The sequence below is a fragment of the Pseudomonas sp. Pse79 genome, assembly GCF_024519615.1.
Taxonomy (GTDB): domain Bacteria; phylum Pseudomonadota; class Gammaproteobacteria; order Pseudomonadales; family Pseudomonadaceae; genus Aquipseudomonas; species Aquipseudomonas veronii.
Window position 1 is genome coordinate 242901 of sequence record NZ_JALJRR010000006.1, and the last position, 26036, is coordinate 268936.

23 protein-coding genes are annotated in these 26036 nt (G+C 61.5%); all 23 read left to right on the top strand.

From position 1 onward, the window contains the following. Window positions 1-2 precede the first annotated feature (2 nt). The 23 genes from NR164_RS10790 (at window position 3) to NR164_RS10900 (ending at window position 25887) form a co-directional block, all read left to right on the top strand. A complete protein-coding gene (locus tag NR164_RS10790) occupies window positions 3-1091 on the top strand; it encodes a flagellar basal body P-ring protein FlgI (RefSeq protein WP_164887039.1) in 1089 nt (362 codons plus the stop codon). A gap of 4 nt (window positions 1092-1095) precedes the next feature. After that, window positions 1096-2361, top strand: a complete 1266-nt coding sequence (gene flgJ / locus NR164_RS10795; protein WP_256822738.1) for a flagellar assembly peptidoglycan hydrolase FlgJ — start codon at window positions 1096-1098, stop codon at window positions 2359-2361. Between the two features lie 10 nt (window positions 2362-2371). Then, on the top strand, window positions 2372-4414 hold the full coding sequence (flgK, locus tag NR164_RS10800; RefSeq protein ID WP_256822739.1) for a flagellar hook-associated protein FlgK: 2043 nt from the start codon (window positions 2372-2374) through the stop codon (window positions 4412-4414). 14 nt (window positions 4415-4428) lie between these two features. Beyond that, the gene (locus NR164_RS10805) at window positions 4429-6030 is read left to right on the top strand and encodes a flagellar hook-associated protein 3 (protein WP_108524695.1); all 1602 of its coding nucleotides are present in this window, start codon (window positions 4429-4431) and stop codon (window positions 6028-6030) included. A gap of 279 nt (window positions 6031-6309) precedes the next feature. Continuing rightward, complete coding sequence (locus NR164_RS10810; protein ID WP_057003862.1) at window positions 6310-7239, top strand: ketoacyl-ACP synthase III; 930 nt, start codon at window positions 6310-6312, stop codon at window positions 7237-7239. Between the two features lie 277 nt (window positions 7240-7516). Then, window positions 7517-8932, top strand: coding sequence for a flagellin (locus tag NR164_RS10815; RefSeq protein WP_128192333.1), 1416 nt, complete (start codon window positions 7517-7519; stop codon window positions 8930-8932). Window positions 8933-9006: 74 nt separating this feature from the next. Beyond that, entirely contained in the window at window positions 9007-9357 is a 351-nt protein-coding gene (locus NR164_RS10820) for a flagellar protein FlaG (protein WP_057003864.1), read from the top strand. Between the two features lie 80 nt (window positions 9358-9437). Then, window positions 9438-10841: a flagellar filament capping protein FliD gene (fliD, locus tag NR164_RS10825; RefSeq protein WP_128192334.1), complete on the top strand. Its 1404-nt coding sequence runs from the start codon at window positions 9438-9440 to the stop codon at window positions 10839-10841. A 140-nt stretch (window positions 10842-10981) separates the two neighbouring features. After that, complete coding sequence (gene fliS, locus NR164_RS10830; protein WP_057003866.1) at window positions 10982-11386, top strand: flagellar export chaperone FliS; 405 nt, start codon at window positions 10982-10984, stop codon at window positions 11384-11386. Between the two features lie 24 nt (window positions 11387-11410). Next, window positions 11411-11707, top strand: a complete 297-nt coding sequence (locus NR164_RS10835; RefSeq protein WP_057003867.1) for a hypothetical protein — start codon at window positions 11411-11413, stop codon at window positions 11705-11707. 170 nt (window positions 11708-11877) lie between these two features. Then, a complete protein-coding gene (locus tag NR164_RS10840; RefSeq protein ID WP_079444458.1) occupies window positions 11878-13353 on the top strand; it encodes a sigma-54 dependent transcriptional regulator in 1476 nt (491 codons plus the stop codon). A gap of 110 nt (window positions 13354-13463) precedes the next feature. Then, a complete protein-coding gene (locus tag NR164_RS10845) occupies window positions 13464-14675 on the top strand; it encodes a PAS domain-containing sensor histidine kinase (protein ID WP_046385204.1) in 1212 nt (403 codons plus the stop codon). 6 nt (window positions 14676-14681) lie between these two features. Next, on the top strand, window positions 14682-16058 hold the full coding sequence (locus tag NR164_RS10850) for a sigma-54 dependent transcriptional regulator (RefSeq protein WP_017845376.1): 1377 nt from the start codon (window positions 14682-14684) through the stop codon (window positions 16056-16058). A 131-nt stretch (window positions 16059-16189) separates the two neighbouring features. Continuing rightward, the gene (gene fliE / locus NR164_RS10855) at window positions 16190-16519 is read left to right on the top strand and encodes a flagellar hook-basal body complex protein FliE (RefSeq protein ID WP_046382518.1); all 330 of its coding nucleotides are present in this window, start codon (window positions 16190-16192) and stop codon (window positions 16517-16519) included. A gap of 16 nt (window positions 16520-16535) precedes the next feature. Then, a complete protein-coding gene (gene fliF / locus NR164_RS10860) occupies window positions 16536-18314 on the top strand; it encodes a flagellar basal-body MS-ring/collar protein FliF (protein WP_017845378.1) in 1779 nt (592 codons plus the stop codon). Beyond that, window positions 18307-19326, top strand: coding sequence for a flagellar motor switch protein FliG (fliG, locus tag NR164_RS10865; protein WP_010563975.1), 1020 nt, complete (start codon window positions 18307-18309; stop codon window positions 19324-19326). The genes fliF and fliG overlap by 8 nt, the downstream gene beginning before the upstream one ends. 10 nt (window positions 19327-19336) lie before the next feature. Beyond that, a complete protein-coding gene (gene fliH, locus NR164_RS10870) occupies window positions 19337-20101 on the top strand; it encodes a flagellar assembly protein FliH (protein WP_017845379.1) in 765 nt (254 codons plus the stop codon). Further along, the gene (fliI, locus tag NR164_RS10875; protein WP_256822740.1) at window positions 20091-21449 is read left to right on the top strand and encodes a flagellar protein export ATPase FliI; all 1359 of its coding nucleotides are present in this window, start codon (window positions 20091-20093) and stop codon (window positions 21447-21449) included. The genes fliH and fliI overlap by 11 nt, the downstream gene beginning before the upstream one ends. Before the next feature lie 3 nt (window positions 21450-21452). After that, entirely contained in the window at window positions 21453-21902 is a 450-nt protein-coding gene (fliJ, locus tag NR164_RS10880; RefSeq protein WP_017845381.1) for a flagellar export protein FliJ, read from the top strand. 120 nt (window positions 21903-22022) lie between these two features. Continuing rightward, window positions 22023-22328, top strand: a complete 306-nt coding sequence (locus NR164_RS10885) for an STAS domain-containing protein (protein ID WP_017845382.1) — start codon at window positions 22023-22025, stop codon at window positions 22326-22328. After that, a complete protein-coding gene (locus NR164_RS10890; protein WP_256822741.1) occupies window positions 22325-24043 on the top strand; it encodes a fused response regulator/phosphatase in 1719 nt (572 codons plus the stop codon). The genes NR164_RS10885 and NR164_RS10890 overlap by 4 nt, the downstream gene beginning before the upstream one ends. 30 nt (window positions 24044-24073) lie before the next feature. After that, window positions 24074-24418: an Hpt domain-containing protein gene (locus NR164_RS10895; RefSeq protein ID WP_017845384.1), complete on the top strand. Its 345-nt coding sequence runs from the start codon at window positions 24074-24076 to the stop codon at window positions 24416-24418. 98 nt (window positions 24419-24516) lie between these two features. Then, complete coding sequence (locus NR164_RS10900) at window positions 24517-25887, top strand: flagellar hook-length control protein FliK (protein WP_256822742.1); 1371 nt, start codon at window positions 24517-24519, stop codon at window positions 25885-25887. Window positions 25888-26036 lie beyond the last annotated feature (149 nt).

A 26036-nucleotide genomic window follows, 5' to 3' on the forward strand; every position in this document is an offset into this window, starting at 1 on the left:
TGATGGCGGCGGCACTGTTGCTGTCCCTGAGCGCAGTCGCCCAGGCTGAACGCCTGAAAGACATCGCCAGCATTTCCGGCGTGCGTTCTAACCAGTTGATCGGCTACGGCCTGGTGGTCGGGCTTAACGGTACGGGTGACCAGACCACCCAGACCCCGTTCACCCTGCAGACCTTCAACAACATGCTCTCGCAGTTCGGCATCAAGGTGCCGTCGGGCTCGGGCACCGTGCAGCTGAAAAACGTCGCGGCCGTGTCCATCAGTGCCGACTTGCCGGCGTTCTCCAAGCCGGGTCAGGTGGTGGACATTACCGTGTCGTCCATCGGTAACTCGAAAAGCCTGCGCGGCGGTACCCTGTTGATGACGCCGCTCAAAGGTATCGACGGCAACGTCTACGCCATCGCCCAGGGCAACCTGGTGGTGGGCGGGTTTGACGCTGAAGGTCGCGACGGTTCGAAGATTACGGTGAACGTGCCATCGGCCGGGCGCATCCCTGGCGGCGCCACGGTTGAACGCACCGTGCCCAGCGGCTTCAACCAGGGCAACAGCCTGACCCTGAACCTCAACCGTTCCGACTTCACCACCGCCAAACGTGTGGTCGACAAGATCAACGACATGCTCGGCCCTGGCGTCGCCCAGGCCATCGACGGCGGCTCGATCCGGGTCACTGCGCCGCTGGACCCAAGCCAGCGCGTGGATTACCTGTCGATCCTGGAAAACCTCGAGGTCGACCCCGGCCAGGCAGTGGCCAAGGTCATTATCAACTCGCGCACCGGCACTATCGTGATCGGCCAGAACGTCAAAGTGTCGCCGGCCGCGGTGACCCACGGCAGCCTGACCGTGACCATTACCGAAGACCCGATCGTCAGCCAGCCTGGGCCGTTGTCCAATGGCCAGACCGCCGTGGTACCGCGCTCGCGGGTGAATGCCCAGCAAGAAGCCAAGCCAATGTTCAAGTTCGGCCCCGGCACCACCCTGGACGAGATTGTCCGCGCGGTGAACCAGGTGGGCGCGGCGCCCGGCGACTTGATGGCGATCCTCGAAGCATTGAAACAGGCCGGCGCCTTGCAAGCCGACCTGATTGTGATCTGAGGCCATGGCCATGGATATGCGCAACAGCGGGATCAGCAGCACGGCGGACTCGGGGTCTTATTCCGACCTGAACCGGCTTAACCAGCTCAAGGTCGGCGCCGACAAGAACAGCGACGGCAACATGCGCAAAGTGGCGCAGGAGTTCGAGTCGCTGTTCCTCAGCGAAATGCTCAAGTCGATGCGCTCGGCCACCGACGCCCTGGGCAAGGACAATCCGCTGAACACTCCGGCCGCCAAGCAGTACCAGGAAATGTACGACCAGCAGTTGGCTGTCTCGATGTCCCGCGAAGGCGGGGGTATCGGCCTGGCCGATGTGCTGATGCGTCAGATGCAGAAGAACAAGCCGGTGGACGCTCAGGCGGCCACCTTGCAGGGCCCGGCGGCGGCTGAGCCGGTGAAGAAAGTCGACGTACCGACGGAAATCGCCGCCGGCACCCAGGCGACCGGGCCGCTGGGCCGCTCCAATGGCCAGCGCCCACTGTGGGCCTACCGCGTGGCTGTCCCCGAAGGCGCCAGCGCTCACACCAACGACGTGGCTCTGATGAACCAGCGCCGCCTCGCCTTGCCGAGCAAACTGACCGATCGACTGCTCGCCGGCATCGTGCCGAGCGCGCCGGTCGCGATCGATGCCAATCGCGCGCCGCTGCGTAACAGCGTCGCCGATGACAACGTGATCAACAGCAGCGCACGCAGTTTTGCCGTGCCCAGCGGCCGCATGCAGGTCTACGGCCGCGCCGTGGCCCAGCCGCCGTTGGCCCCGGCGAAGAAAGCCTTCAGTTCCCAGGACGAATTTGTCTCCACCATGTTGCCGATGGCCAAGGCTGCCGCGGCGCGTATCGGTGTCGATCCGAAGTACCTGGTGGCCCAGGCCGCCCTGGAAACCGGTTGGGGCAAGTCGGTGATGCGCGCCGACGACGGCAGCAGCAGCCACAACCTGTTCGGTATCAAGGCCGGCCAGAGCTGGCAGGGCGGCCAGGCCCGCGCGATCACCAGCGAGTTTCGCGATGGCGCGATGGTCAAGGAAACGGCGCAGTTCCGTTCCTACGATTCCTACCAGGACAGCTTCCATGACCTGGTGACGTTGTTGCAAAGCAATGATCGCTATAAAGAAGTTGTGAAGTCAGCCGACAACCCGGAACAGTTTGTGCGCGAGTTGCAAAAAGCCGGCTATGCCACCGATCCGGATTACGCCAGCAAGATTTCGCAGATTGCCAAAACGATGAACAGCTACCAGAACTACGCTGCCGCGGGCGCGACCACTCATTTATAAGGTCTGAATCATGAGTTTGCTCAATATCGGGATGTCGGGGCTAAACGCCGCTCAAGGATCGTTGTCGGTCTTAAGTAACAACATCGCCAACGCCAATACCGCAGGCTACTCGCGTCAGCAGACCACTCAGAGCGCCAGCGCTTCGAACCAGTACGGCGGTGTGTTCATCGGCAGTGGCACGACGTTGGCGGATGTGCGCCGGGTCTATAACGAATTCCTGGACGCGGCCTACCAGAACAGCACGTCGCTCAACAGCGATGCCAAGGCTTATGCCGATCAGGTCAGTGCTGTCGACAAGACCTTGTCGGACAAGACCACCGGCATGTCCTCGGTACTCAGTGCATTCTTCTCCGCGGTGCAGACCGCGGCCGCCAACCCCAGTGACACGTCCGCCCGGCAGGTGCTGCTGACCAGCGCGCAGACCCTGAGCAACCGGTTCAACTCGATCTCCTCCCAGTTGAACCAGCAGAAAGAGTCGATCAACGGCCAGTTGAGCACCATGAGTGATCAGGTCAATCAGTTGACCTCCTCGATTGCCTCGCTCAACAAGCAGATCAGTCAGGTCCAGGGCTCGACCAACACCGCGCCGGCCAATTTGCTGGATGCGCGTAATGAAGCCGTGCGCTCGCTCAATGAGCTGGTGGGGGTGACCACCAGTGAAAAGAACGGTGTGTTCAGTGTCAGCACCGGCTCGGGCCAGTCCCTGGTGCTGGGCGACCAGTCCAACAGCATTTCCGCCGTGCCGAGCAAGAGCGACACCAGCCAGTACACCATTGAGTTGAACGTGGGCGGCGGGACCTCTGTGGACCTGGGCAACGTGCTGTCCGGCGGCAGCATCGGCGGGTTGCTGCGTTATCGCAGTGATGCGCTGATGCCGGCCATCAATGATCTGGGGCGTATCGCCCTGGCGACGGCCGATACGGTCAACAATCAGTTGGGCCAAGGCCTGGACCTGAATGGCGACTTCGGCACCTCGCTGTTCAAGGACATCAACAGCGCGACAGCGATTGCCCAGCGCAGCCAGGGCGCCGTTGGTAACAGCAGTGCCGGCAACCTGAATGTGAGCATCGCCGATACCAGCAAGCTGTCGACCTATGACTATAAGGTCACCTTCAGCAGCGCCAACAATTACACCGTGGTGCGTTCCGACGGCAAAGCCATGGGCGCGTTCGACGTCACCACCACGCCGCCGCCGGTGATCGATGGGTTCACCTTGGCGTTGGATGGCAAGGGGGCGATGGCGGCGGGCGATAGCTTCAAGGTCAGCCCCACCGCGACTGGCGCCACCCATATCGGCACCGATATGACGGACTCCAATAAAATCGCGTTTGCCGGGCCTTTACTGGGCGAAAGCAGTAAAACCAATCAGGGGACTGGCACTTTCACACCACCGAGCCTGACGCTGCCGATCGACATTCATGGCGGCGCGACTACCGCTCAACTGCGCGCCGGGATTGAACACTCAATGCCGGTGAAGATGGTCTTCGGCAAGCCGGCAGCCGACGGTACCCAGGCCTACACGCTCAACGATGCTCAGGGCAACTCGATAGGCAGCGGCACGATTGTGCCGGGCCAGGGTAACAAGATTACCGTCAACGTACCGATGCGCGATGCCAGTGGTGCGCTCGTCGTACCGGCCGCGAGCTTCGGTTTCGATACGACCGTCGGCGGCTCGCCGACCGATGGCGACAGCACCACGTTCTCGTTCAATGCCTCCGGCAGGTCGGACAACCGCAATGCCCAGGAACTGCTCAATCTGCAGACCAAGGCCTCGGTCGGTCTGGCCGATGGCAGCGGGGGCGGGGTGAGCCTGGTCGCGGCCAACAGCCGCCTGGTGTCCACCGTGGGGGCCAAGGCCGCCTCGGCCACTACTGACACCACGGCCACCGGCGCGTTGTTGACGGCCAACAAAAACGCACGCAACTCGGTGTCCCAGGTCAACCTGGATGAAGAGGCGGGCGACATGATCAAGTTCCAGCAGTACTACACCGCGTCGTCGCAGATCATCAAGGCTGCGCAAGAAACCTTCACTACGCTGATCAATAGTCTTTAAGGGAGTCTGGGACGATGCGAATTTCTACACAGCAGTATTTCGAAACCAGCTCCGCCAAGTATACGGATAACTATTCCAGTGTGGTGAAGGCCCAGGATCAGGCCAGTTCCGGTGTGCGTGTGCAAACCGCCGCGGATGATCCGGTGGCGGCCGCCCGTTTGTTGTTGTTGCAACAGCAGAAAGACATGCTGGGTCAGTTCAACGGCAATATCACCAGCCTGAAAAACTCCCTGACCAACGAAGAAAGCGTGCTCAGCTCGATCAACGATGCCTTGCAGCGCGCCACTCAGTTGGCCCTGCGTGCCGGCGGCTCGATCAGCGATGCCGATCGCCGCTCGATTGCCAGTGAAGTCGGGGCGATCGAGGATCAGGTCCTGGGCATGCTCAACAGCAAGGACTCTTCCGGCAACTACTTGTTTTCCGGTTCCAAGACCCAGACCCCGCCCTACAGCCGCAACAATGACGGCACTTACAGTTATCAAGGCGATGAAACGCCGCTGACCCTGCAAGTCTCCAATACGTTGAAGATCAGCGCCGGTGATACCGGCAAGACCATTCTGGAGGGCGCCGCCAACACCAGTCGCACCCAGGCCACATGGCTTGCCCCTGTGCCTCAGACGGTGCCGCCGACGGTCAATGACAACAAGGTTGCGCTGTCGGCCGGCTTGGTGACTTCAAGCGCCGACTACTCCAACAAGTTCGCCGACGGCCAGCCGTACAAGCTGACCTTTACCAGCAGCACCCAATACAAGGTGTCCGATAAGAACGGCACTGACGTGACCTCGGAGATTGCGGGTAACGGCACCTTCGATGCCACCAAGGAAGGCAGCACCAGCGTGGCACTGCGTGGGGTGAAGTTCGACATCACCATGGGCCTCGGGGATGTTGCCCCGGGCGCCAACTCCGATGCGCTGGTCAAGGATCGCTCGTTCAGCCTGGAAGCCAAGCCGGATACGTTCAGTATCTCGCGCACGCCAAGCAACACGTCTACTGCGCAATTGAACGGTGCCACCGTGTCCAACCAGACGGACTATGCCAGCACGTTCCCGAGCAACAGCGGGGCGCTGATCAAGTTCACCAGCGCGACCGCCTACGAGGTGTACGCCCAGCCCTACACGGCCGCTAGCAAAACCATTGCCACCGGTGATACCGGTGGCGGTACGACCTTGACGGCGGCCGGGGTGACGTTTGACATCAGCGGCGGTACGCCACAAGCGGGCGATCAGTTTTCCGTCGGTGCCAATACCCAGAAAACGCAGAATGCGCTGGACACCCTCGGCCAATTGCGCAAGGCGCTGGAGCTGCCGGCCGACGGTAATCCGGCGGCGACGGTCAAGCTCAAGGACGTGCTGGATGCCTCCATCAGCAACTTGGCCAACTCAATGTCCCAGATCACTAACGTGCGCGGTGACATCGGTGCGCGGGGGAACGCCCTGGATATTCAGTCCGGCGAAAACACCAGCGTCGGTCTGGCCAACACCAGCACCATGAGTGACCTGGCTAACGTCGACATGGGAGAGGCGGCGATCAATCTGACGCTGCAGCAGACCATGTTGCAGGCTTCACAGCTGGCCTTCGTTAAAATTTCCCAGTTGAGCCTGTTCAGCAAAATGTGATTTCAGCGTGACAACACCGCGGCCCGCTCTGGAAACAGGGTGGGCCGTTGTCGTTTTTACGGCTCAATTGTTCAAAGGTTTTGCATAAACCGCACAAAATTGAGTGACCTGTGAGTCATAAAGCGCATCTTCACTGTATCGTATGAAAAGGATAAGTCGTCACAGGGTCCTTGCGGGACGGCTTTCAGCGAAATTGTCATGGGGTTATCCCCTTTATTGTCAGCACTCCAGGCGTCGTCCGAGGGGTGTTCTCCAGCTATTTAGTATTGGGAAGCCACAATGATTGGCATAAAAAGCATCGCCAGTTACGTGCCGGCCGACGGGATCGATAATTACGCCCAGGGTGCCAAATTCGCCAAGGATGAAGAGTTCATCATTGGCAAGATCGGGTCGGCATTCCTGCCGCGCAAGGAAGCTGGGCAGGAGACCTCCGACCTGTGTGTCGAAGCGGTCAATGCATTGTTTGCCAACAACCCGCAGTTGAAGCGTGAGTCCATCGACGCGCTGATCGTCGTCACCCAGAACGGCGACGAAGAGGGCTTGCCCCACACCGCCGCCATCGTCCAGGACAAGCTCGGCCTGCCGACTCACGTCGCCGCCTTTGACCTTTCCCTGGGTTGCTCCGGCTACGTCTATGGCATCTACGCGATGAAGGGCTTCATGGAGGCCACCGGCCTGAAGAACGGCCTGCTGATCACCGCCGATCCGTATTCGAAGATCGTCGACCCGGAAGACCGCAACACCACCATGCTGTTCGGCGATGCCGCCACCGCGACCTGGATGGGTGAAGATGCCTCGTGGTTGCTCGGCAAGGCCAAGTTCGGCACCGACGGCTCCGGCGCACCGCACTTGAAAGTCAGCGACGGCGTGTTCTTCATGAATGGCCGCCAGGTGTTCAACTTCGCCTTGCTCAAAGTGCCGGCGCACTTGCACGCGCTGCTCGATGAGTCGGACCTCAAGGCCGACGACATCGATGCCTTCTGCATTCACCAGGGCAGTGCGGCGATTGTCGACGCCGTGGCGCGGCGTTTCGAAGATGCGCCAGTGGAAAAATTCATCAAGGACATGGTCGAGACCGGCAACACCGTGTCGTCGAGCATTCCGTTGCTGCTGGAAAAGCACGCGATGGACTCCACCTGGAAACGCGTGGCAATCAGCGGATTTGGGGTGGGCCTGTCCTGGGGCTCGGCGATTCTCTATCGTCCGTGACGCTTAAATAGGTTGCACGCGCTTCAAGCATGAAGACGCCGATGATCGAACGATCATCGGCGTTTTTTATTTGGCGCCAGAAAAACCAATGAAATCAGGCCTTTTTGCCGGACTAAGCCCTTGAATTACAAGGGGTGGCACGGTGCTAGTAAAAAAAATCAAAAAACTCCTCAAGCAACCGGCTACCACGACGATAACTATTACGTAGGTTCTCTAGGCCACACCCGGCGGTTGCCAGGGCCGGAAGCCGCAGTATCCATCCAACGAGGATTTCGTCATGGCTTTAACAGTAAACACCAACATTGCTTCCATCACTACCCAGGGCAACCTGAACAAAGCTGGCAGCTCCCTGGCCACTTCCATGCAGCGCCTGTCTTCCGGCCTGCGTATCAACAGCGCTAAAGACGACGCTGCCGGCTTGGGTATTGCTACCCGCATGACTAGCCAAATCAACGGCCTGGGTCAAGCAGTCAAGAACGCCAACGATGGTATCTCCATCGCGCAAACCGCTGAAGGCGCAATGCAGGCTTCGACCGACATTCTGCAAAAAATGCGTACCCTGGCTCTGTCTTCGGCTACTGGCTCCCTGAGCACCGACGACCGTAAGTCGAACAACGACGAATACCAGGCTCTGACTTCGGAACTGACCCGTATCTCGCAAACCACCACTTTCGGCGGCCAGAAACTGCTGGACGGTTCGTACGGTACTAAAGCTATCCAAGTTGGCGCCAACGCTAACGAAACCATCAACGTAAGCCTGGACAACGTTGCTGCCAACAACATCGGTTCGCAGCAGATCAACAGCCTGGGCATCACCCCTGGTGCTGGTGTTGCTGGTGGCGCAATCGCTGTGACTGGTAACGGTCAGTCTACCAGCGTAACCGTAGCTGCCGCTGCTTCCGCTAAAACCATCGCTGCCCAACTGAGTGGCGCCGTCGGTGGCCTGAGCGCTACTGCCAGCACTGAAGCTCAGTTCGTTGTCGGCGCGGGTGCTGCTGCTGCTCCGGCTTCGTTCACCATGACCGTTGGCGGCCAAGCCACCACGTTCGTCGGTGTGAAAGATACCGCCAGCCTGGCTGACCAACTGAAGTCGAACTCCGCCAAACTGGGTATCAGCGTTAACTACGATGAATCCAAAGGCACTCTGTCGGTTAAATCCGACACTGGTGAAAACCTGGCCTTCAGCGCTTCGACCGCTGCCGGTACCATCACTGTTGCGACCAAAGACGGTTCCGGTACCTACGGTACTGCTACTGCCCTGGCTGACGGCATCATCGCTACCGGTGCTGTGAACATGAACTCCTCCAAGGGTTACTCCCTGGAAGGTGTTGGTGTGACCGGTCTCTTCGGTGCCGCGACTTCCGCTGCCTCGGCCAAGACCTCCGTATCGCAGACCGACGTGACTGACGCCACCAAGGCTCAGAACGCTGTGTCCGTGATCGACCAGGCTATCGCTACCATCTCCAGCTCCCGTTCGGGCCTGGGTGCTGTTCAGAACCGTCTGACCAGCACTGTGGATAACCTGACCAACATCCAGAAAAACACTACATCTGCCCGTAGTACTGTTCAGGACGTCGACTTCGCTTCCGAAGCCGCTGAACTGACCAAGCAGCAAACCCTGCAGTCGGCTTCCACCGCGATCCTGTCGCAGGCTAACCAACTGCCATCCGCTGTACTGAAGCTGCTTCAGTAATCACGGCACTGGGTAAATGATGGGGGGGCGCGTTTACGTGCCCTTTCGTCTTTTCCAATCAGAGGAGATTGGGCATGGACATGAATGTAAAACTGAACTTGTCTTATCCGCCACAGGCCCCTCAAGGCCCCGTGGCACCTGTGGTTGCTGACAAAGACAAGACTAAGGTTGAGCCGGCCGCGCCAACCACGGATAAGCCCCAAAAGGGCGATCTGGAAAAAGCGGTCACCGATATTAAAGAATTCGTACAAGCGGCCCAGCGTAATCTGGATTTTTCCATTGATGATTCCACCCATAGGGTTGTGGTCAAGGTCATTGCCACCGACACCGGTGAAGTGATCCGCCAGATTCCCTCGGAAACGGCCTTGAAGCTGGCGCAAAGTTTGTCCAGCGCCAGTCACGTATTGTTTGACGACAAGGCTTGAGCTGGCATGAAAATTGTTGCTGTTACGGCTTGAAGTGTTCTTTGTCAAGATAACGGCAGCCACCGTAAAGGAGAAAGATGATGGCGGGTACAACGATTACTGGCGTGGGGTCGGGCTTCGACACTCAGGCGATTGTGAAGTCCCTGGTAGATGCCGAGCGAGCGCCGAAACAGGCACAGATCAACACCCAATCGCAAAAGGCAACTACCCAGCTGTCGTCGATCGGCAAGATCCAGGCTGCCCTGGACGCCTTCCGTGGTGCGCTGACCAGCATGGGCACCGACAACAGCTTCAGCGGCTTGACCGGTACCTCTTCGGACGAAAAGGTCGCCACCATGACGGCCAACCAAGGTGCGGCGAACGGCAGCTTCTCGCTGATCGTCAACCAGCTGGCCACGCCTTCGAAGCTATCGACCAAAACGTTTGCCGGTGGCCAGTCGACAGTCGTCAACGCCGGCACCACGCCGACAACGCTGACAATCACGCAGTCGGGCAAGAACTTTGATTTGAGTGTGCCGGCAGGCGCGACACTGCAACAGGTGCGTGATTCGATCAACTCCACGTTCGGCACCGCCGGCCTGAGTGCCAACATCCTCACCGACTCCACCGGTTCGCGTCTGATCCTGACCTCCACCAATGGCGGGGTCGGTTCGGACCTGACGATGTCGGGCAACTCTGGGATTGATACCGGCTACACGGTAGTCAGCCCGCCTCAGAACGCCAAGTACACTATCGATGGCATTGCGGCGGAGTCCAAGTCCAACAGCATCACGGATGCGGTGAGTGGGGTAAGCATCAAGTTGCTGTCGCTGTCGCCCACGGTCACGGCCAACGATCCGAATCCAAATCCGCCTCGTACAGCCATGACCATCTCGGTCAGCACCAGCGCCACCGCGCTGAAGTCCGGGGTCAAGGGCTTCGTCGACACCTACAACGCTCTGCTCAAGGCCATGAACGCCGAGACCAAGGTCACCAAGGATGCTGCCGGTAACTCCATCGCCGCAACCCTGACTGGCGACTCGACCATGCGTACCTTGCAGTCGGCGATCCGCAACGAGTTCAACGCACTGTCCGGCAACGGCACCTTGAAGTCCCTGGCGCAGTTTGGCGTCACGACCGACCAGGACACCGGGGCGCTGAGTATCGACAGCAAGCAGTGGGATAAGGCTGTCGCCACCAATGCCGCCGACATCAACAGTATTTTCAGCGGCAAGACCGGCTTGCTGGCGCGCCTGACGGCGGCTACCGATGGCTACGCCAAGGCCTCCACCGGGATTCTGGCGACGCGCACGACGTCGTTGGCCGACAGCCTGAAAGACCTGACCAAGCAGCAAACCGATCTGGATGATCGTCTCACGACGATGCAGGACTCCTTGACCCGCAAGTACACGGCCATGGACACGCTGGTGGCGCAGTTGCGGCAACAGAGCAGCAGCATCCTTGGCACGCTCAGTGCGCTGAGCAACTCCAAAAGCAGCAGCTGATTGAATGTGCGTGAAAAAGCCCGGGTCCGTTGACCTGGGCTTTGTTCTTTATAGCGCCGGCGGGTTAAAGTTTTTTGCGATCCAGTCGACATAATGGTTACTGCAACCCATCTAGCTGTTGCCTGTCACGAGGTAGAAACATGAATCCCATGAGAGCCCTTCGCCAATATCAGAAGGTCAATTCCCATGCTCAGATCTCCGAAGCCAGCCCGCATCGCCTGGTGCAAATGCTGATGGAGGGCGGTCTGGACCGTATGGCGCAAGCCAAAGGGGCGCTGGCGCGTGGCGATATCGCTCAGAAGGGCCTGATGCTCGGCAAGGCTTCTGACATCCTCATTGGCCTTCGTGATGGCCTGGATGCGGAAAAAAGCGACAACAAGGAATACGTCCAGCAATTGGACGGTCTGTATGTCTATATGACCAACCGTCTGATGGAAGCCAATTTGCACAACGATGTCGACATGATCGACGAAGTCGCTCGTCTGTTGATTACCGTCAAAGAAGGCTGGGATGCCATTGCCGCACCACAAGGTGCCGCACAGTAAGGCCTCGGCCTTGAGGAACTGATCATGAGCCAAGCACTGCAACGCATCGATGAAACCCGCGAAGCCCTGATCGGCGCGCTGGCGGAGCGCAACTGGGAAGCCGTTGGCGAACTGGACCTGGGCTGTCGCGCGGTGATTGATCAGGTACTCAGCGAAGCGCCGGTGGACGAGGACGCCCTGCGGGAAAAGCTGGAGAGCTTGCTGGCGGTGTATCAGCAGTTGCTTGAGGTGACGACCGGTGAGCGCCAAGCGATTTTCGAAGAGATGTCGCAGATCAACCGAGCGGAAAGTGCGTCAAAGGTTTACCATTTGTTCGGCTGAATGGGCTCAGTTAATCCGAACGGTGCGTCATATATTTGACTGTGCCAGCATTTTTGACTTAACTAGTGCTGTTTTCAGATTTCAGACGTCTAGTAAGGTAAGAAATCTTACAAACGTCTAGATTGCCCTCACTCTGGGGCAGAGCGTTTTACTAGGGAAGTTGCTATTGCATGTGGCGTGAAACCAAAATTCTGCTGATTGATGACGATAGCGTCCGCCGCCGCGATTTAGCGGTGATTTTAAATTTTCTTGGCGAAGAAAATCTGCCCTGCGGTAGCCATGATTGGCAGCAGGCGGTCAGCTCGTTGTCCTCGAGCCGTGAAATCATTTGTGTACTGATCGGGACGGTAAACGCTCCTGGCGCAGTTCTGGGCTTGTTAAAGACACTGTCAACCTGGGATGAGTTCCTTCCGGTGTTGCTGATGGGCGATATTTCTTCGCTCGACCTGCCGGAAGACCAGCGCCGCCGGGTGTTGTCCGCCCTGGAAATGCCGCCCAGCTACAGCAAATTGCTCGACTCCCTGCACCGCGCCCAGGTCTATCGCGAGATGTACGACCAGGCCCGTGAGCGCGGTCGTCACCGCGAACCCAACCTGTTCCGCAGCCTCGTCGGCACCAGCCGGGCGATCCAGCACGTGCGCCAGATGATGCAGCAAGTGGCCGATACCGACGCCAGTGTGCTGATCCTCGGCGAGTCGGGCACCGGCAAGGAAGTGGTCGCGCGCAACCTGCACTATCACTCCAAGCGCCGCGACGGGCCCTTTGTGCCGGTCAATTGCGGGGCGATCCCGGCAGAGCTGCTCGAAAGCGAACTGTTCGGCCACGAGAAGGGCGCCTTTACCGGGGCGATCACCAGCCGTGCCGGGCGTTTCGAGCTGGCCAACGGCGGCACGCTGTTCCTCGACGAAATCGGCGACATGCCGCTGCCGATGCAGGTCAAGCTGTTGCGCGTGTTGCAGGAGCGCACCTTCGAACGCGTGGGCAGCAACAAGACCCAGAGCGTTGACGTGCGGATCATTGCGGCCACCCACAAGAACCTCGAAAGCATGATCGAGGTCGGCAGCTTCCGCGAAGACCTCTATTACCGCCTCAACGTGTTCCCGATCGAGATGGCCCCGCTGCGTGAGCGCGTGGAAGACATCCCGCTGCTGATGAACGAACTGATCTCGCGCATGGAGCACGAAAAGCGCGGTTCGATCCGCTTCAATTCGGCAGCGATCATGTCCCTGTGTCGTCACGGCTGGCCGGGCAACGTCCGCGAGCTGGCCAACCTGGTGGAGCGCATGGCGATCATGCATCCCTACGGTGTGATCGGCGTGGTCGAGCTGCCGAAGAAATTCCGCTACGTCGACGAAGAAGACGAGCATCTGGTGGACAGCCTGCGCAGCGACATGGAAGAGCGGATCGCCATCAACGGTCATACGCCGGACTTCGGTGCCAATGCCATGCTGCCGCCCGAAGGCCTTGACCTCAAAGACTACCTCGGCAACCTTGAACAAGGGCTGATCCAGCAAGCCCTGGACGACGCCAACGGCATCGTCGCGCGTGCCGCCGAGCGCCTGCGTATCCGTCGAACCACCCTGGTGGAAAAGATGCGCAAGTACGGGATGAGCCGTCGAGACGGTGATGAACAGGCAGATGATTGACGCCTGTTTTTCAAGTAACTGAAAACTAAGCGCATTTTTTTAGGCACGGGTATTGCTACAGCCCTCGCAACGTTCCGTTTAACTGACGGTCAGCCAAGCGAGAGAGCATGATGCCCCACGCCGCCCAACTACCTTCGGCCCCTGAACTCCAGGGGCCTGTCCCGTCCGCCGAACAGCTCAGCCGGCATGGCCTTGAGCAGGCGTTCTCGCTGTTCAGTCAGATGTCCAGCCAGTTGACCGACTCCTACAGCCTGCTGGAAGCGCGGGTCTCCGAGCTCAAGGGCGAGTTGGCGGTGGTCAGTGCCCAGCGCATGGAAGAGCTGGCCGAGAAAGAGCGCCTGGCCAACCGTCTGCAGAACCTGCTCGATCTGTTGCCTGGCGGTGTGATCGTCATCGACGACCAGGGCCGTGTGCGCGAAGCCAACCCGGCCGCCTGCGACCTGCTCGGACTGCCGTTGGAGGGCGAACTGTGGCGCCATGTCATCAGCCGCTGCTTCGCGCCGCGTGAAGATGACGGCCATGAAATCTCCCTCAAGGATGGGCGCCGCTTGTCCATCGCCACTCGCTCCCTGGACGCGGAGCCCGGTCAACTGGTGCTGCTCAACGACCTGACTGAAACCCGTCACCTGCAAGACCAACTGGCGCGCCATGAGCGCTTGTCGTCGCTGGGTAGGATGGTCGCTTCTTTGGCGCATCAGATCCGCACGCCGTTGTCGGCGGCGTTGATCTACGCCAGTCATTTGACTGATGAGCAATTGCCCGCGGACACCCACCAGCGTTTTGCCGGACGCCTCAAGGAGCGCTTGCATGAGTTGGAGCACCAGGTGCGCGACATGCTGGTGTTTGCCCGCGGCGAATTGCCGCTGACCGACCGCATCACGCCGTCCGGCCTGATGCAGGCGTTGCAAGCGGCGGCCGCCACCCATGTGCAGGACGCCAATGTGCGCTGGCAGTGCGACAGCCACCAAGGCGAATTGCTGTGCAACCGCGACACCCTGGTGGGCGCGCTGCTCAACCTGATCGAAAACGCGACCCAGGCCAGCGGCCCCGGTGCGCGGCTCAAGGTGCATGTGTACGCCCGTGCGCAAACCCTGCGCCTGTGCATCAGCGACAGCGGTAGCGGTATCGAGCCGCAGGTGCTGCAGCGCCTGGGCGAACCGTTTTTCACCACCAAGACCAACGGTACGGGCCTCGGCCTGACGGTGGTCAAGGCTGTGGCGCGCGCCCATCAGGGAGAATTGCAGCTGCGTTCCCACTTGGGGCGTGGCACTTGTGCATTGATGACCTTGCCGCTGTTTTCATGCGCGGCAAGCGCGGAGTAAAAGGCTATGGCTATCAAGGTTCTGTTGGTGGAAGACGATCGTGCCCTGCGTGAGGCATTGGCTGACACGCTGCTGCTGGCGGGCCATGACTATCGGGCGGTCGGTTCTGCCGAGGACGCCTTGGCGGCGGTGGAGCAAGAGGCCTTCAGCCTGGTGGTCAGCGACGTGAACATGCCTGGCATGGACGGCCATCAGTTGCTCGCGCTGCTGCGCGCACGCCAGCCGCAGTTGCCGGTGCTGCTGATGACCGCCCATGGCGCCGTCGAGCGCGCAGTGGATGCCATGCGCCAGGGCGCGGCGGATTACCTGGTCAAGCCGTTCGAGCCCAAGGCGTTGATCGAGCTGGTGGCGCGGCATGCCCTGGGGGTGATTCCTGTCGGCGAGGCAGACGGCCCGATTGCTTTTGAGCCGGCCAGCGCACAATTGCTGGAGCTCGCGGCCCGCGTGGCGCGCAGTGATTCCACCGTGTTGATTTCCGGTGAGTCGGGCACCGGCAAGGAAGTGCTGGCGCGCTATATCCACCAGCAATCGGGGCGCGCCCAGCAGCCCTTTATCGCGATCAATTGCGCGGCGATCCCCGACAACATGCTCGAAGCCACGCTGTTCGGCCACGAAAAGGGCTCCTTCACCGGCGCCATCGCGGCCCAGGCGGGCAAGTTCGAGCAGGCCGACGGCGGTACCATCCTGCTCGACGAAATTTCGGAAATGCCCCTGGGCCTGCAAGCCAAACTGCTGCGGGTGCTGCAGGAGCGTGAAGTGGAGCGGGTCGGTGCGCGCAAGCCGATCCAGCTGGATATCCGCGTGGTCGCCACCACCAACCGCGACCTGGCGGGTGAAGTGGCGGCGGGGCGCTTTCGTGAAGACTTATTCTACCGCCTCTCGGTATTCCCCCTGGCTTGGCGCCCGCTGCGCGAACGCCCGGCGGACATCATCCCGCTGGCCGAGCGCCTGCTGAACAACCACGTCAAAAAAATGAAGCACGCCCAGGCGCGGCTGTCGGCCGAAGCCCAGGCATGCCTGATCGGCTACCCCTGGCCCGGCAACGTGCGGGAGCTGGATAACGCCATTCAGCGCGCGTTGATTCTGCAGCAGGGCGGCTTGATCCAGCCCCAGGACTTCTGTCTGGCCATGGGCAGCGGCGCCGCGCCGTTACCGAGCCTGGCGCCCGCGCCGCTGGTCGCCGAAGCCGAATCCGCCGGGGCCCTGGGCGACGATCTGCGCCGCCGTGAATTCCAGATGATCATCGACACCCTGCGCGCCGAACGCGGCCGCCGTAAAGAAGCGGCCGAGCGCCTGGGCATCAGCCCACGCACCCTGCGCTACAAGTTGGCGCAGATGCGGGATGCGGGGATGGACGTGGAAGCTTATCTGTTTGCTATCTGAGCGGTAACAAGGTCGACAAGTTTTGTCGCCTTTTCTTACAGGTTGATACAGAGCTGGCACCCTTGTTGCTACCACCCCTAGTAACCGCTGCGTAGTGTCAAAAAATTGCGGGTCGTCGGAGAGAGAAGGTCATGAGCCAGGGTATTGAGTTCAATCGGTTGATGTTGGATATGCGCTCCATGCAAATGGACGCCATGGCTCAACCGAAATCCGTCGCACAAGCGCCGGAATTGGGCCAAAGCAGTTTCGCCGATATGCTCGGCCAGGCCATCAACAAAGTCAGTGACACCCAGCAAGCCTCCAACCAGTTGGCGACCGCGTTCGAGATCGGCAAGAGCGGCGTGGACCTGACCGACGTGATGGTCGCTTCGCAGAAAGCCAGTGTGTCCTTTCAAGCCTTGACCCAGGTGCGCAACAAACTGGTCCAGGCTTATCAAGACATCATGCAGATGCCGGTTTAAGGACGAGATTTAAGTCATGGCAGAAGCAGTCGTGGACAACGTACCCGCCAAGACAGACGGCAAGCCGCCGCTGTTTGGCCTGTCGTTCCTGGAAAACCTCTCGGAAATGACCATGCTGCGTCAGGTGGGCCTGATGGTCGGCCTGGCGGCCAGCGTGGCGATTGGTTTTGCTGTGGTGCTGTGGTCGCAGCAACCCGATTACCGGCCGCTGTACGGCAGCCTGGCCGGTATGGACTCCAAGCAGATCATGGAAACCCTGGCCGCCGCCGACATCGCCTACACCGTGGAGCCCAACTCCGGGGCACTGCTGGTCAAGGCCGATGACGTCGCCCGGGCGCGCATGAAGCTGGCCGCCGCCGGCGTGACCCCGTCCGACAGCAACATCGGTTTCGAGATCCTCGACAAGGACCAGGGCCTGGGTACCAGCCAGTTCATGGAAGCCACCCGCTACCGTCGTGGCCTGGAAGGCGAACTGGCGCGCACCATCTCCAGCCTCAACAACGTCAAGGGCGCGCGGGTCCACCTGGCGATTCCGAAGAGTTCGGTGTTTGTGCGCGACGAGCGCAAGCCAAGTGCCTCGGTATTGGTCGAACTGTTTTCCGGCCGCTCCCTGGAGCCTGGCCAGGTGCTGGCGATCATCAACCTGGTGGCCACCAGCGTTCCCGAATTGAGCAAGTCGCAAATCACCGTGGTCGACCAGAAGGGCAACCTGTTGTCCGACATGGCCGAAAACTCTGCGCTGACCCAGGCCGGCAAGCAGTTCGACTACAGCCGCCGCATGGAAAGCATGCTCACCCAGCGTGTCCACAACATCCTGCAACCGGTGCTGGGCAACGACCGCTACAAGGCTGAAGTGTCCGCCGACGTGGATTTCAGCGCTGTCGAGTCGACCTCCGAGCAATTCAACCCGGACCAGCCGGCCCTGCGCAGCGAGCAGTCCACCAGCGAACAACGCACCGCCAGCAACGGCCCGCAAGGCGTACCGGGTGCCCTGAGCAACCAGCCGCCGGCCCCGGCCTCGGCACCGCAAACCACCGGCGGCGCCGCCGCGACCGCGGGCGCCATCGCTCCCGGCCAGCCACTGTTGGACGCCAACGGCCAACAGATCATGGACCCGGCCACCGGCCAGCCGATGCTCGCTCCGTACCCGGCGGACAAGCGTAACCAGTCGACCAAGAACTTCGAACTCGACCGTTCCATCAGCCACACCAAGCAGCAACAGGGCCGGATCAACCGCCTGTCGGTGTCGGTGGTGGTCGATGACCAGGTCAAGGTCAACGCCGCTGACGGCGCCGTCACCCGCGCACCGTGGAGCGCCGACGAATTGGCGCGCTTCACCCGCCTGGTGCAGGATGCCGTCGGTTTCGACGCCAGCCGTGGCGACAGCGTCAGCGTGATCAACATGCCGTTCTCCGCCGAGCGTGGCGAAGTGATCGCCGAAGCGGCGTTCTACACCCAGCCGTGGTTCTGGGACATCGTCAAGCAAGTGCTGGGCGTGTTGTTCATCCTGGTGCTGGTGTTCGGCGTACTGCGTCCGGTGCTCAACAACATCACCGGCAATGGCAAGAAACAACTGGCGGCCTTCGCTGGCGGCGACGTCGAGTTGGGTGGCATGGGCGGCCTGGACGGCGAACTGGCCAACGACCGCGTCAGCCTCGGCGGCCCGCAAAGCATCCTGTTGCCAAGCCCGAGCGAAGGCTATGACGCTCAGTTGAACGCAATCAAGAGTCTGGTGGCAGAAGACCCGGGCCGTGTGGCCCAGGTCGTGAAAGAGTGGATTAACGCAGATGAGTGATAATCGAGCCGCTGTTGCCAAACTCACCAAGGTCGACAAAGCCGCAGTCCTGCTGCTGTCCCTGGGTGAAACCGACGCCGCCCAAGTGCTGCGCCACATGGGCCCCAAAGAGGTTCAACGGGTCGGCGTGGCCATGGCGCAAATGCGCAACGTTCACCGTGAGCAGGTCGAACAGGTGATGAGCGAGTTCGTCGAGATCGTCGGCGACCAGACCAGCCTGGGCGTCGGCTCCGACAGCTACATCCGCAAGATGCTCACCTCGGCCCTCGGCGAAGACAAAGCCAACGGCCTGATCGACCGCATCCTGCTGGGCGGCAACACCAGCGGCCTCGACAGCCTCAAATGGATGGAACCGCGCGCCGTCGCCGACGTGATCCGCTACGAGCACCCGCAGATCCAGGCGATCGTGGTGGCCTACCTCGACCCGGACCAGGCTGGCGAAGTGCTCGGCCACTTCGACCATAAAGTGCGCCTGGACATCATCCTGCGCGTATCGTCGTTGAACACCGTGCAGCCGGCGGCCCTGAAAGAACTCAACACGATTCTCGAGAAGCAGTTCTCGGGCAACTCGAACGCTTCGCGCACCACCTTGGGTGGTATCAAGCGCGCCGCCGACATCATGAACTTCCTCGACAGCTCGGTCGAAGGCCAGTTGATGGACTCGATCCGCGAGATCGACGACACCCTGTCCGGCCAGATCGAAGACCTCATGTTCGTGTTCAACAACCTCTCCGATGTCGACGACCGCGGCATCCAGGCGCTGTTGCGCGAAGTCTCCTCCGACGTGCTGGTACTGGCCCTCAAGGGCTCGGACGAAGGCGTCAAGGAGAAGATCTTCAAGAACATGTCCAAGCGCGCCTCGGAACTGTTGCGCGACGACCTGGAAGCCAAAGGCCCGGTGCGCGTCAGCGACGTGGAAACCGCCCAGAAGGAAATCCTCACCATTGCCCGCCGTATGGCCGAAGCCGGAGAAATCGTTCTCGGCGGGAAGGGCGGCGAAGAAATGATCTAAGGCGCCTCGCATGTCGAACAAAGATGAGACGCCCAGCGATCTGATTCGCGCGCGGGACGTGGGCGGGTTCGACATCTGGTCGTTGCCCAGCTTCGATCCGCATGTGCCGGAGCCCGAACCCGAGCCTGTGGAAGAACTGCCGGCGGAAATGGAAGAAGTGCCGCTGGAGGAAGTCCAGCCACTGACCCTGGAAGAGTTGGAAAGCATCCGCCAGGAGGCCTACAACGAAGGCTTCGCCGCTGGCGAAAAAGATGGTTTTCGCAGCGCCACACTCAAGGTCCGCCAGGAAGCCGAGGTCGCCTTGAGCGTCAAGCTGGCCAGCCTCGAACGCCTGATGGGCAGCCTGTTCGAGCCCATCGCCGAGCAGGATTCGCAGATCGAAAAAGCCATGGTCGGGCTGGTCGAGCACATCGCCCGTCAGGTGATCCAGCGCGAGCTGGTGCTGGACTCCAGCCAGATCGAAAGCGTCATGCGCGAAGCCCTCAAGCTGCTGCCCCTGGGCGTCGGCAATGTGCGGCTGCACATCAACCCGCAGGATTTCGAACAGGTCAAAGCCCTGCGCGAGCGCCATGAAGAAACCTGGCGCATCGTCGAAGATGCCGATCTGCAGCCCGGTGGTTGCCGCGTCGAGACCGAATACAGCCGCATCGACGCCACTGTGGAAACGCGCATCAGCCAGATCATGGCCCAGCTGCTGGATCAGGTCCACGAGCAGCTCCTGAACCCGGCCGAACCGGACATGAGCGTGGACCTGGACGCCGCCGATGCGCCTTGATCGCACCAGCTTCGCCAAACGCCTGGGCGGTTATATCGAGGCCACCGGGTTGCCCGGCCAGCCGATTCTCGAAGGGCGCCTGCTGCGCATGGTCGGCCTGACCCTCGAAGCCGAAGGCCTGCGTGCCGCCATGGGCAGCCGCTGCCTGGTGATCAACGACGACAGCTACCACCCGGTGCAGGTCGAAGCCGAAGTCATGGGCTTTTCCGGCAGCAAGATTTTCCTCATGCCCGTTGGCAGCCTGGCGGGCATCGCCCCCGGTGCCCGTGTGGTGCCGCTGGCCGATACCGGCCGCCTGCCCATGGGCATGAGCATGCTCGGCCGCGTGCTGGACGGCGCCGGGCGCGCGCTGGACGGCAAGGGCGGCATGAAGGCCGAAGACTGGGTGCCGATGGACGGCCCCACCATCAACCCGCTCAAGCGCAACCCGATCAGCCAGCCGCTGGACGTGGGCATTCGCAGCATCAACGGTTTATTGACGGTCGGTCGCGGCCAGCGCCTGGGCCTGTTCGCCGGTACCGGCGTGGGTAAGTCGGTGTTGCTCGGCATGATGACCCGCTTTACCGAGGCCGACATCATCGTGGTGGGGCTGATCGGCGAACGGGGCCGGGAAGTGAAGGAGTTCATCGAGCACAGCCTCGGTGAAGAAGGCCTCAAACGTTCGGTGGTGGTTGCCTCCCCGGCCGACGATGCGCCGCTGATGCGTTTGCGCGCGGCCATGTACTGCACGCGTATCGCTGAATATTTTCGCGACAAGGGCAAGAACGTCCTGTTGCTGATGGACTCCCTCACGCGTTTCGCCCAGGCCCAGCGGGAAATCGCCCTGGCCATCGGCGAGGCGCCGGCCACCAAAGGTTATCCGCCGTCGGTGTTCGCCAAGCTGCCCAAGCTGGTCGAGCGCGCCGGTAATGCCGAGGCGGGCGGGGGCTCGATCACCGCGTTCTACACCGTGTTGTCTGAAGGCGATGACCAGCAGGACCCGATCGCCGACTCGGCGCGCGGCGTGCTCGACGGTCACATCGTGCTGTCGCGGCGCCTGGCGGAAGAGGGGCACTACCCGGCGATCGACATCGAAGCCTCCATCAGCCGGGTGATGCCGTCGGTGGTCACGCCCGAGCACATGGCCCGCGCCCAGCAGTTCAAGCAGCTGTGGTCGCGCTATCAGCAGAGTCGCGACCTGATCAGCGTCGGCGCCTATGTGGCCGGTGGCGATCGTGAGACCGACCTGGCGATTGCCCTGCAACCGCAACTGGTCACCTACCTGCGCCAGGGCCTCAACGACAACATCAGCATGGGCGAAAGCGAAGCACACCTGCAGTCCATCTTCGCCCCCGCGCCAGGCGGCTAAGCCATGGCCAGCAGCCGCTCCTCACGCCTGGCCCCGGTGGTGGACATGGCCGAAAAGGCCGAAAAAACCGCGGTCCAGCGCCTGGGTTACTTCCAGGGCCAGGTGCGCCTGGCAGAAAGCAAGCTCGGCGACCTGGAGCGCTTTCGCGGCGAGTACCAGCAGCAGTGGATCGAGCGCGGCACCAAAGGCGTGTCCGGCCAGTGGCTGATGGGCTACCAGGGCTTTCTCAACCAACTTGAGACCGCCGTCGGCCAGCAGCGCCAGAGCCTGGCCTGGCACCAGAACAACCTCGACAAGGCCCGCGAGAGCTGGCAGCAGGCGTATGCCCGGGTCGAAGGCTTGCGCAAGCTGGTGCAGCGCTATATCGACGAAGCGCGGGCGATCGAGGATAAGCGCGAGCAGAAGCTGCTCGACGAGTTGTCCCAGCGCCTGCCGCGGCAGAATCCCTACTAGCGCCAGGCCCGCTGTTCAATGTGGGAAGGGGCTTGTCTCCCATATTTGATTCGCCGTGTTGCCCATAGCCCATTCGCCTGCTACACCTTCTATCTAGACCCATGACAAGGAAGCAGTCACATGTCAGTCGTGTCAGAAGTATCCCTGGATGGGACGAAGTTGACGATTGCAATCAAAGGCCGGTTCGATTTCGGCAGCCACCAGATCTTTCGTGAAGCCTACGAGCGTTTCTACAAGGTGCCGGACGTGTACGTGGTCGACCTGAAGGAAACCACCTACATGGACAGTTCCGCCCTGGGCATGCTCCTGCTGCTGCGCGATCATGCCGGGGGCGATGATGCGGAAGTCCAGGTGATCAACATCAGCTCCGACGTGCGCAAGATCCTCGCGATATCCAACTTCGATAAACTGTTCGATATCAATTGAGCGCTCTGGCTCCGGTCCTCGAACCGCTGACCGTCCTGATCGCCGAAGACAGCGCCACCGACTTGCTGTTGCTGTCGACCATTATCCGGCGCCAGGGCCACCACGTGCTCACCGCCAGCAACGGTGTGGAAGCGGTCGACCTGTTCGCCCGCGAACGCCCGCAACTGGTGCTGATGGACGCCCTGATGCCGGTGATGGATGGCTTTGAGGCTGCGCGCCGGATCAAGCAACTGGCGGGCGAAGCCCTGGTGCCGATCATCTTCCTCACCTCCCTGCGCCAAAGCGAAGCCCTGGCCGAATGCCTGGATGCCGGTGGCGATGACTTCTTGCCCAAGCCCTACAACCCGCTGATCCTCGCGGCCAAGATCAATGCGATGGACCGCCTGCGCCGCCTGCAGGCCACGGTATTGCAGCAGCGCGACCTGATCGCCAAGCACCACGACTACCTGCTGCATGAGCAACGCGTGGCCAAGGCGGTGTTCGACAAGGTTGCCCATTCCGGCTGTATCAATGCGGCGCCGAACATCCGTTACCTGCAATCGCCGTATGCGCTGTTCAACGGTGACTTGTTGTTGGCGGCCTACACGCCGGCGGGTGATATGCATGTGCTGCTCGGCGATTTCACCGGGCATGGCCTGCCGGCGGCGGTCGGCGCGATGCCGTTGGCGGAAGTGTTCTACGGCATGACGGCCAAGGGCTACGGGCTGACGCAGATCCTGCGGGAGATGAACGCCAAGCTCAAACGCATCCTGCCGGTGGACATGTTCTGCTGCGCCGCGCTGTTGTGCCTGAGCGCGCAGCGGCGCGTGGTGGAGGTCTGGAATGGCGGCATGCCTGATGGCTATGTACACGAAGTCGCCACCGGCAAGCGGACACCGTTGGTGTCACGGCATTTGCCGTTGGGTGTGCTGTCGGCGCAGGCGTTCGAGGATCGTACCGAAGTCTGGCCGATGGCCCTGGGCGACCGCGTGTTTCTGCTCTCCGACGGCGTACTGGACACCGCCGACGCCAACGAACAGCTGTTCGGCGCCGAGCGCTTGCAGCAGGTGTTTGCCGCCAATCGCGAGCCCGACCGCCTGTTCGAGGATATCGAGCAGGCTCTGGCGGCGTTTCGTGGTGAGGTGCGGGATGATGTGAGCATGGTCGAAATCACCCTGCAGGCCGGCCAGTCGATGCGTGCGACGGGGCCGTTGTACGCCGACAGCGGCCAGTCGTGCCCGTTGGATTGGTCGGTGGGTTTTGAATTCCGCGCCGAGACCCTCAAGCGTTACAACCCGCTGCCTTATCTGTTGCAACTGCTGCTCGAGATCCACGGCCTGCGCGAGCAGAGCGGGGCGCTCTACAGCGTGATGGCCGAACTGTATTCCAACGCTCTGGAGCATGGCGTGCTGGGCCTGGACTCGCGGCTCAAGCGCGATGCCGAAGGGTTCGCGCAGTATTACCGCGAGCGCAACGAACGGCTGATGCGGCTCAACAGCGGTTATGTGCGCGTGCAGGTGCAGGTGGCGCCCACCGTTACCGGCGGCAGGATGAGCTTGCGCATCGAAGACAGCGGCCCCGGGTTCGATGTGGAACAGGTACTGGCGCGCCCGCTGGATGTCGACCGCCTGTCCGGTCGCGGCTTGAGCCTGGTACGGCAACTGAGCAGCGATGTACGCTGGTCCGACGGCGGGCGTAGCGTCTGCGTGGAGTTTTGCTGGGAGGCTCTGGCATAATCCGCCGATTCTTGATCAAGGAGCGAACAAGTGGTTGAGGTTCATCTGGACCCGGACGTGTTATCGGGTTTGCAGGAAGTCATGGAAGGCGAGTACCCCAAGTTGCTCGATACCTTTCTCGATGATTCGCAAAAGCGCGTCGAAGCGCTGCGCAAGGCGCGCGACGATGCCAAGGCATTGGCGCTTATCGCCCATAGTTTCAAGGGCAGCAGTGGCAACCTCGGGGCGGTGCGGTTGGCGCACTTGTGCCAGCGCCTGGAGGTTGAGTCCGTCGAGGCGGCGGCGGACCTGGGGGCCTTGGTCGATCAGATCGATCATGAGTTTGCGCTGGTCAAGCCGCTGTATGAGTCGGAGCGCCAGCGCTTTCAGCTTTAATTTCAGGCGCGGGACGGCTTTTCGATAGGAGCTGGCCCGACTCTTGCTCTATCTCCTGATACTGCATCCCCGATCCCCATGCAGTGGAGACCTTACCTATGCCAGTCGCCCCTAATTCGCTCCTTCAGGCTGCCTCCGCGGCCAAGCCTCAAGCGCCTGCCGCCAATCCACCGGCGGCGGCTGCGGAGCCACGGGATAAGGGCCCTGGCTTTGCTCAGGTGTTCGCCAGCCAAGGTTCGAAGCCCTCGGCCAAGGCCGACGACAACTCGGCCAAACCCACGCGCGACAAGCCTGCCGACGCGAGTGCCAAACCGGTTGCCGGCAACGATAAGCCTGTCGCGAACAACGATAAACCTGCCGCCGGTACGCCAGCGGTTGCCGATAGCGGCAAACCCTTGCCTGCCGACCCGCCGGCCAAGCCGGCCGACAGCGCCAGCAGTGATCAAACCCCGCCCGCCGACCCGGCCCTGGCGCAGCAGCCTGCGGCAGACCCGACGGTTGCGCCGGTGGTTGACCCCGCGTTGATTGTCACGGTCACGCCAGTTGCTGTGCCGGTGCCGGTGGAAACGCCAGCCCCGGCCGCCGCCAAGGATGACAAGGCCCAGCCGCTGGTCACGACACCGCCGGCAGTGACCGATACGGCCAAGCCAGCCTTCGATCCCGCGGCAGACCCTCTGGACGCCCTGCCGGCGGTACGCCTGGCGATGGAGCAGGGCGGCCATGTGTCGGCCAGCAGCCAGACGCCGCAGAAAGCCGCGCCGACGTCCCAGGACCAGCCGACTGTCGCGCAGAACTTCGCCACGGGCCTGGCTAACATGGTGGATCAGCAAGCCAGCAAGGACAGCACCGACCAGGGCGGCGACAAAGCCTTTGGCGGGTTGATCGAAGAAGGCCTCAAGGATTTGAAGGGTGCCAGCAGCGACACCCGTGTCGATGACTTCGCCAACCGCCTGGCCGCGCTGACCCAGGCCGCCACGCCGAAAACCGCCAACGCGTTGCCGCCGGTGACCAACGCACCGCTGGCCATGCACCAGAGCGGCTGGACCGAGGAAATCGTCAACCGCGTGATGTACCTGTCCAGCGCCAACCTCAAGTCGGCGGAGATCCAGCTGCAACCGGCCGAACTCGGGCGCCTGGATATCAAGGTCAACATGACAGCGGACCAGCAGGCCCAGGTCACGTTCATGAGCGGTCACGCCGTGGTGCGTGACGCGCTGGAAAGCCAGTCCGGCCGGTTGCGCGAGATGTTCGCCCAGCAGGGCATGGGGCAGGTCGACGTCAACGTGTCCGACCAATCCCGCGGCTGGCAGGGCCAGGGCCAACAGCAACAGAACCAGGCGAACGGTGTCAGTGGCCGTGGCGGTCGGGGTGACAGCGGCGACGTTGCCGATCACGCCGAAGTGGCGGCGGCCGTCGCGCCGGTGACGTCCACCGTGATCGGCTCCAGCGCCGTCGACTACTACGCCTGATTCAGGGCCAACACCGGCCTGAGTGTGGGAGGGGGCTTGCCCCTGATGATCACGACCATTAAGCCTGGCCTGAGTCGATCGCAATCCAAAGGTGGGAGGGGGCTTGCCCCGGTACAGACCGGAGACATCCTTTACGTTTGAAACCGGAG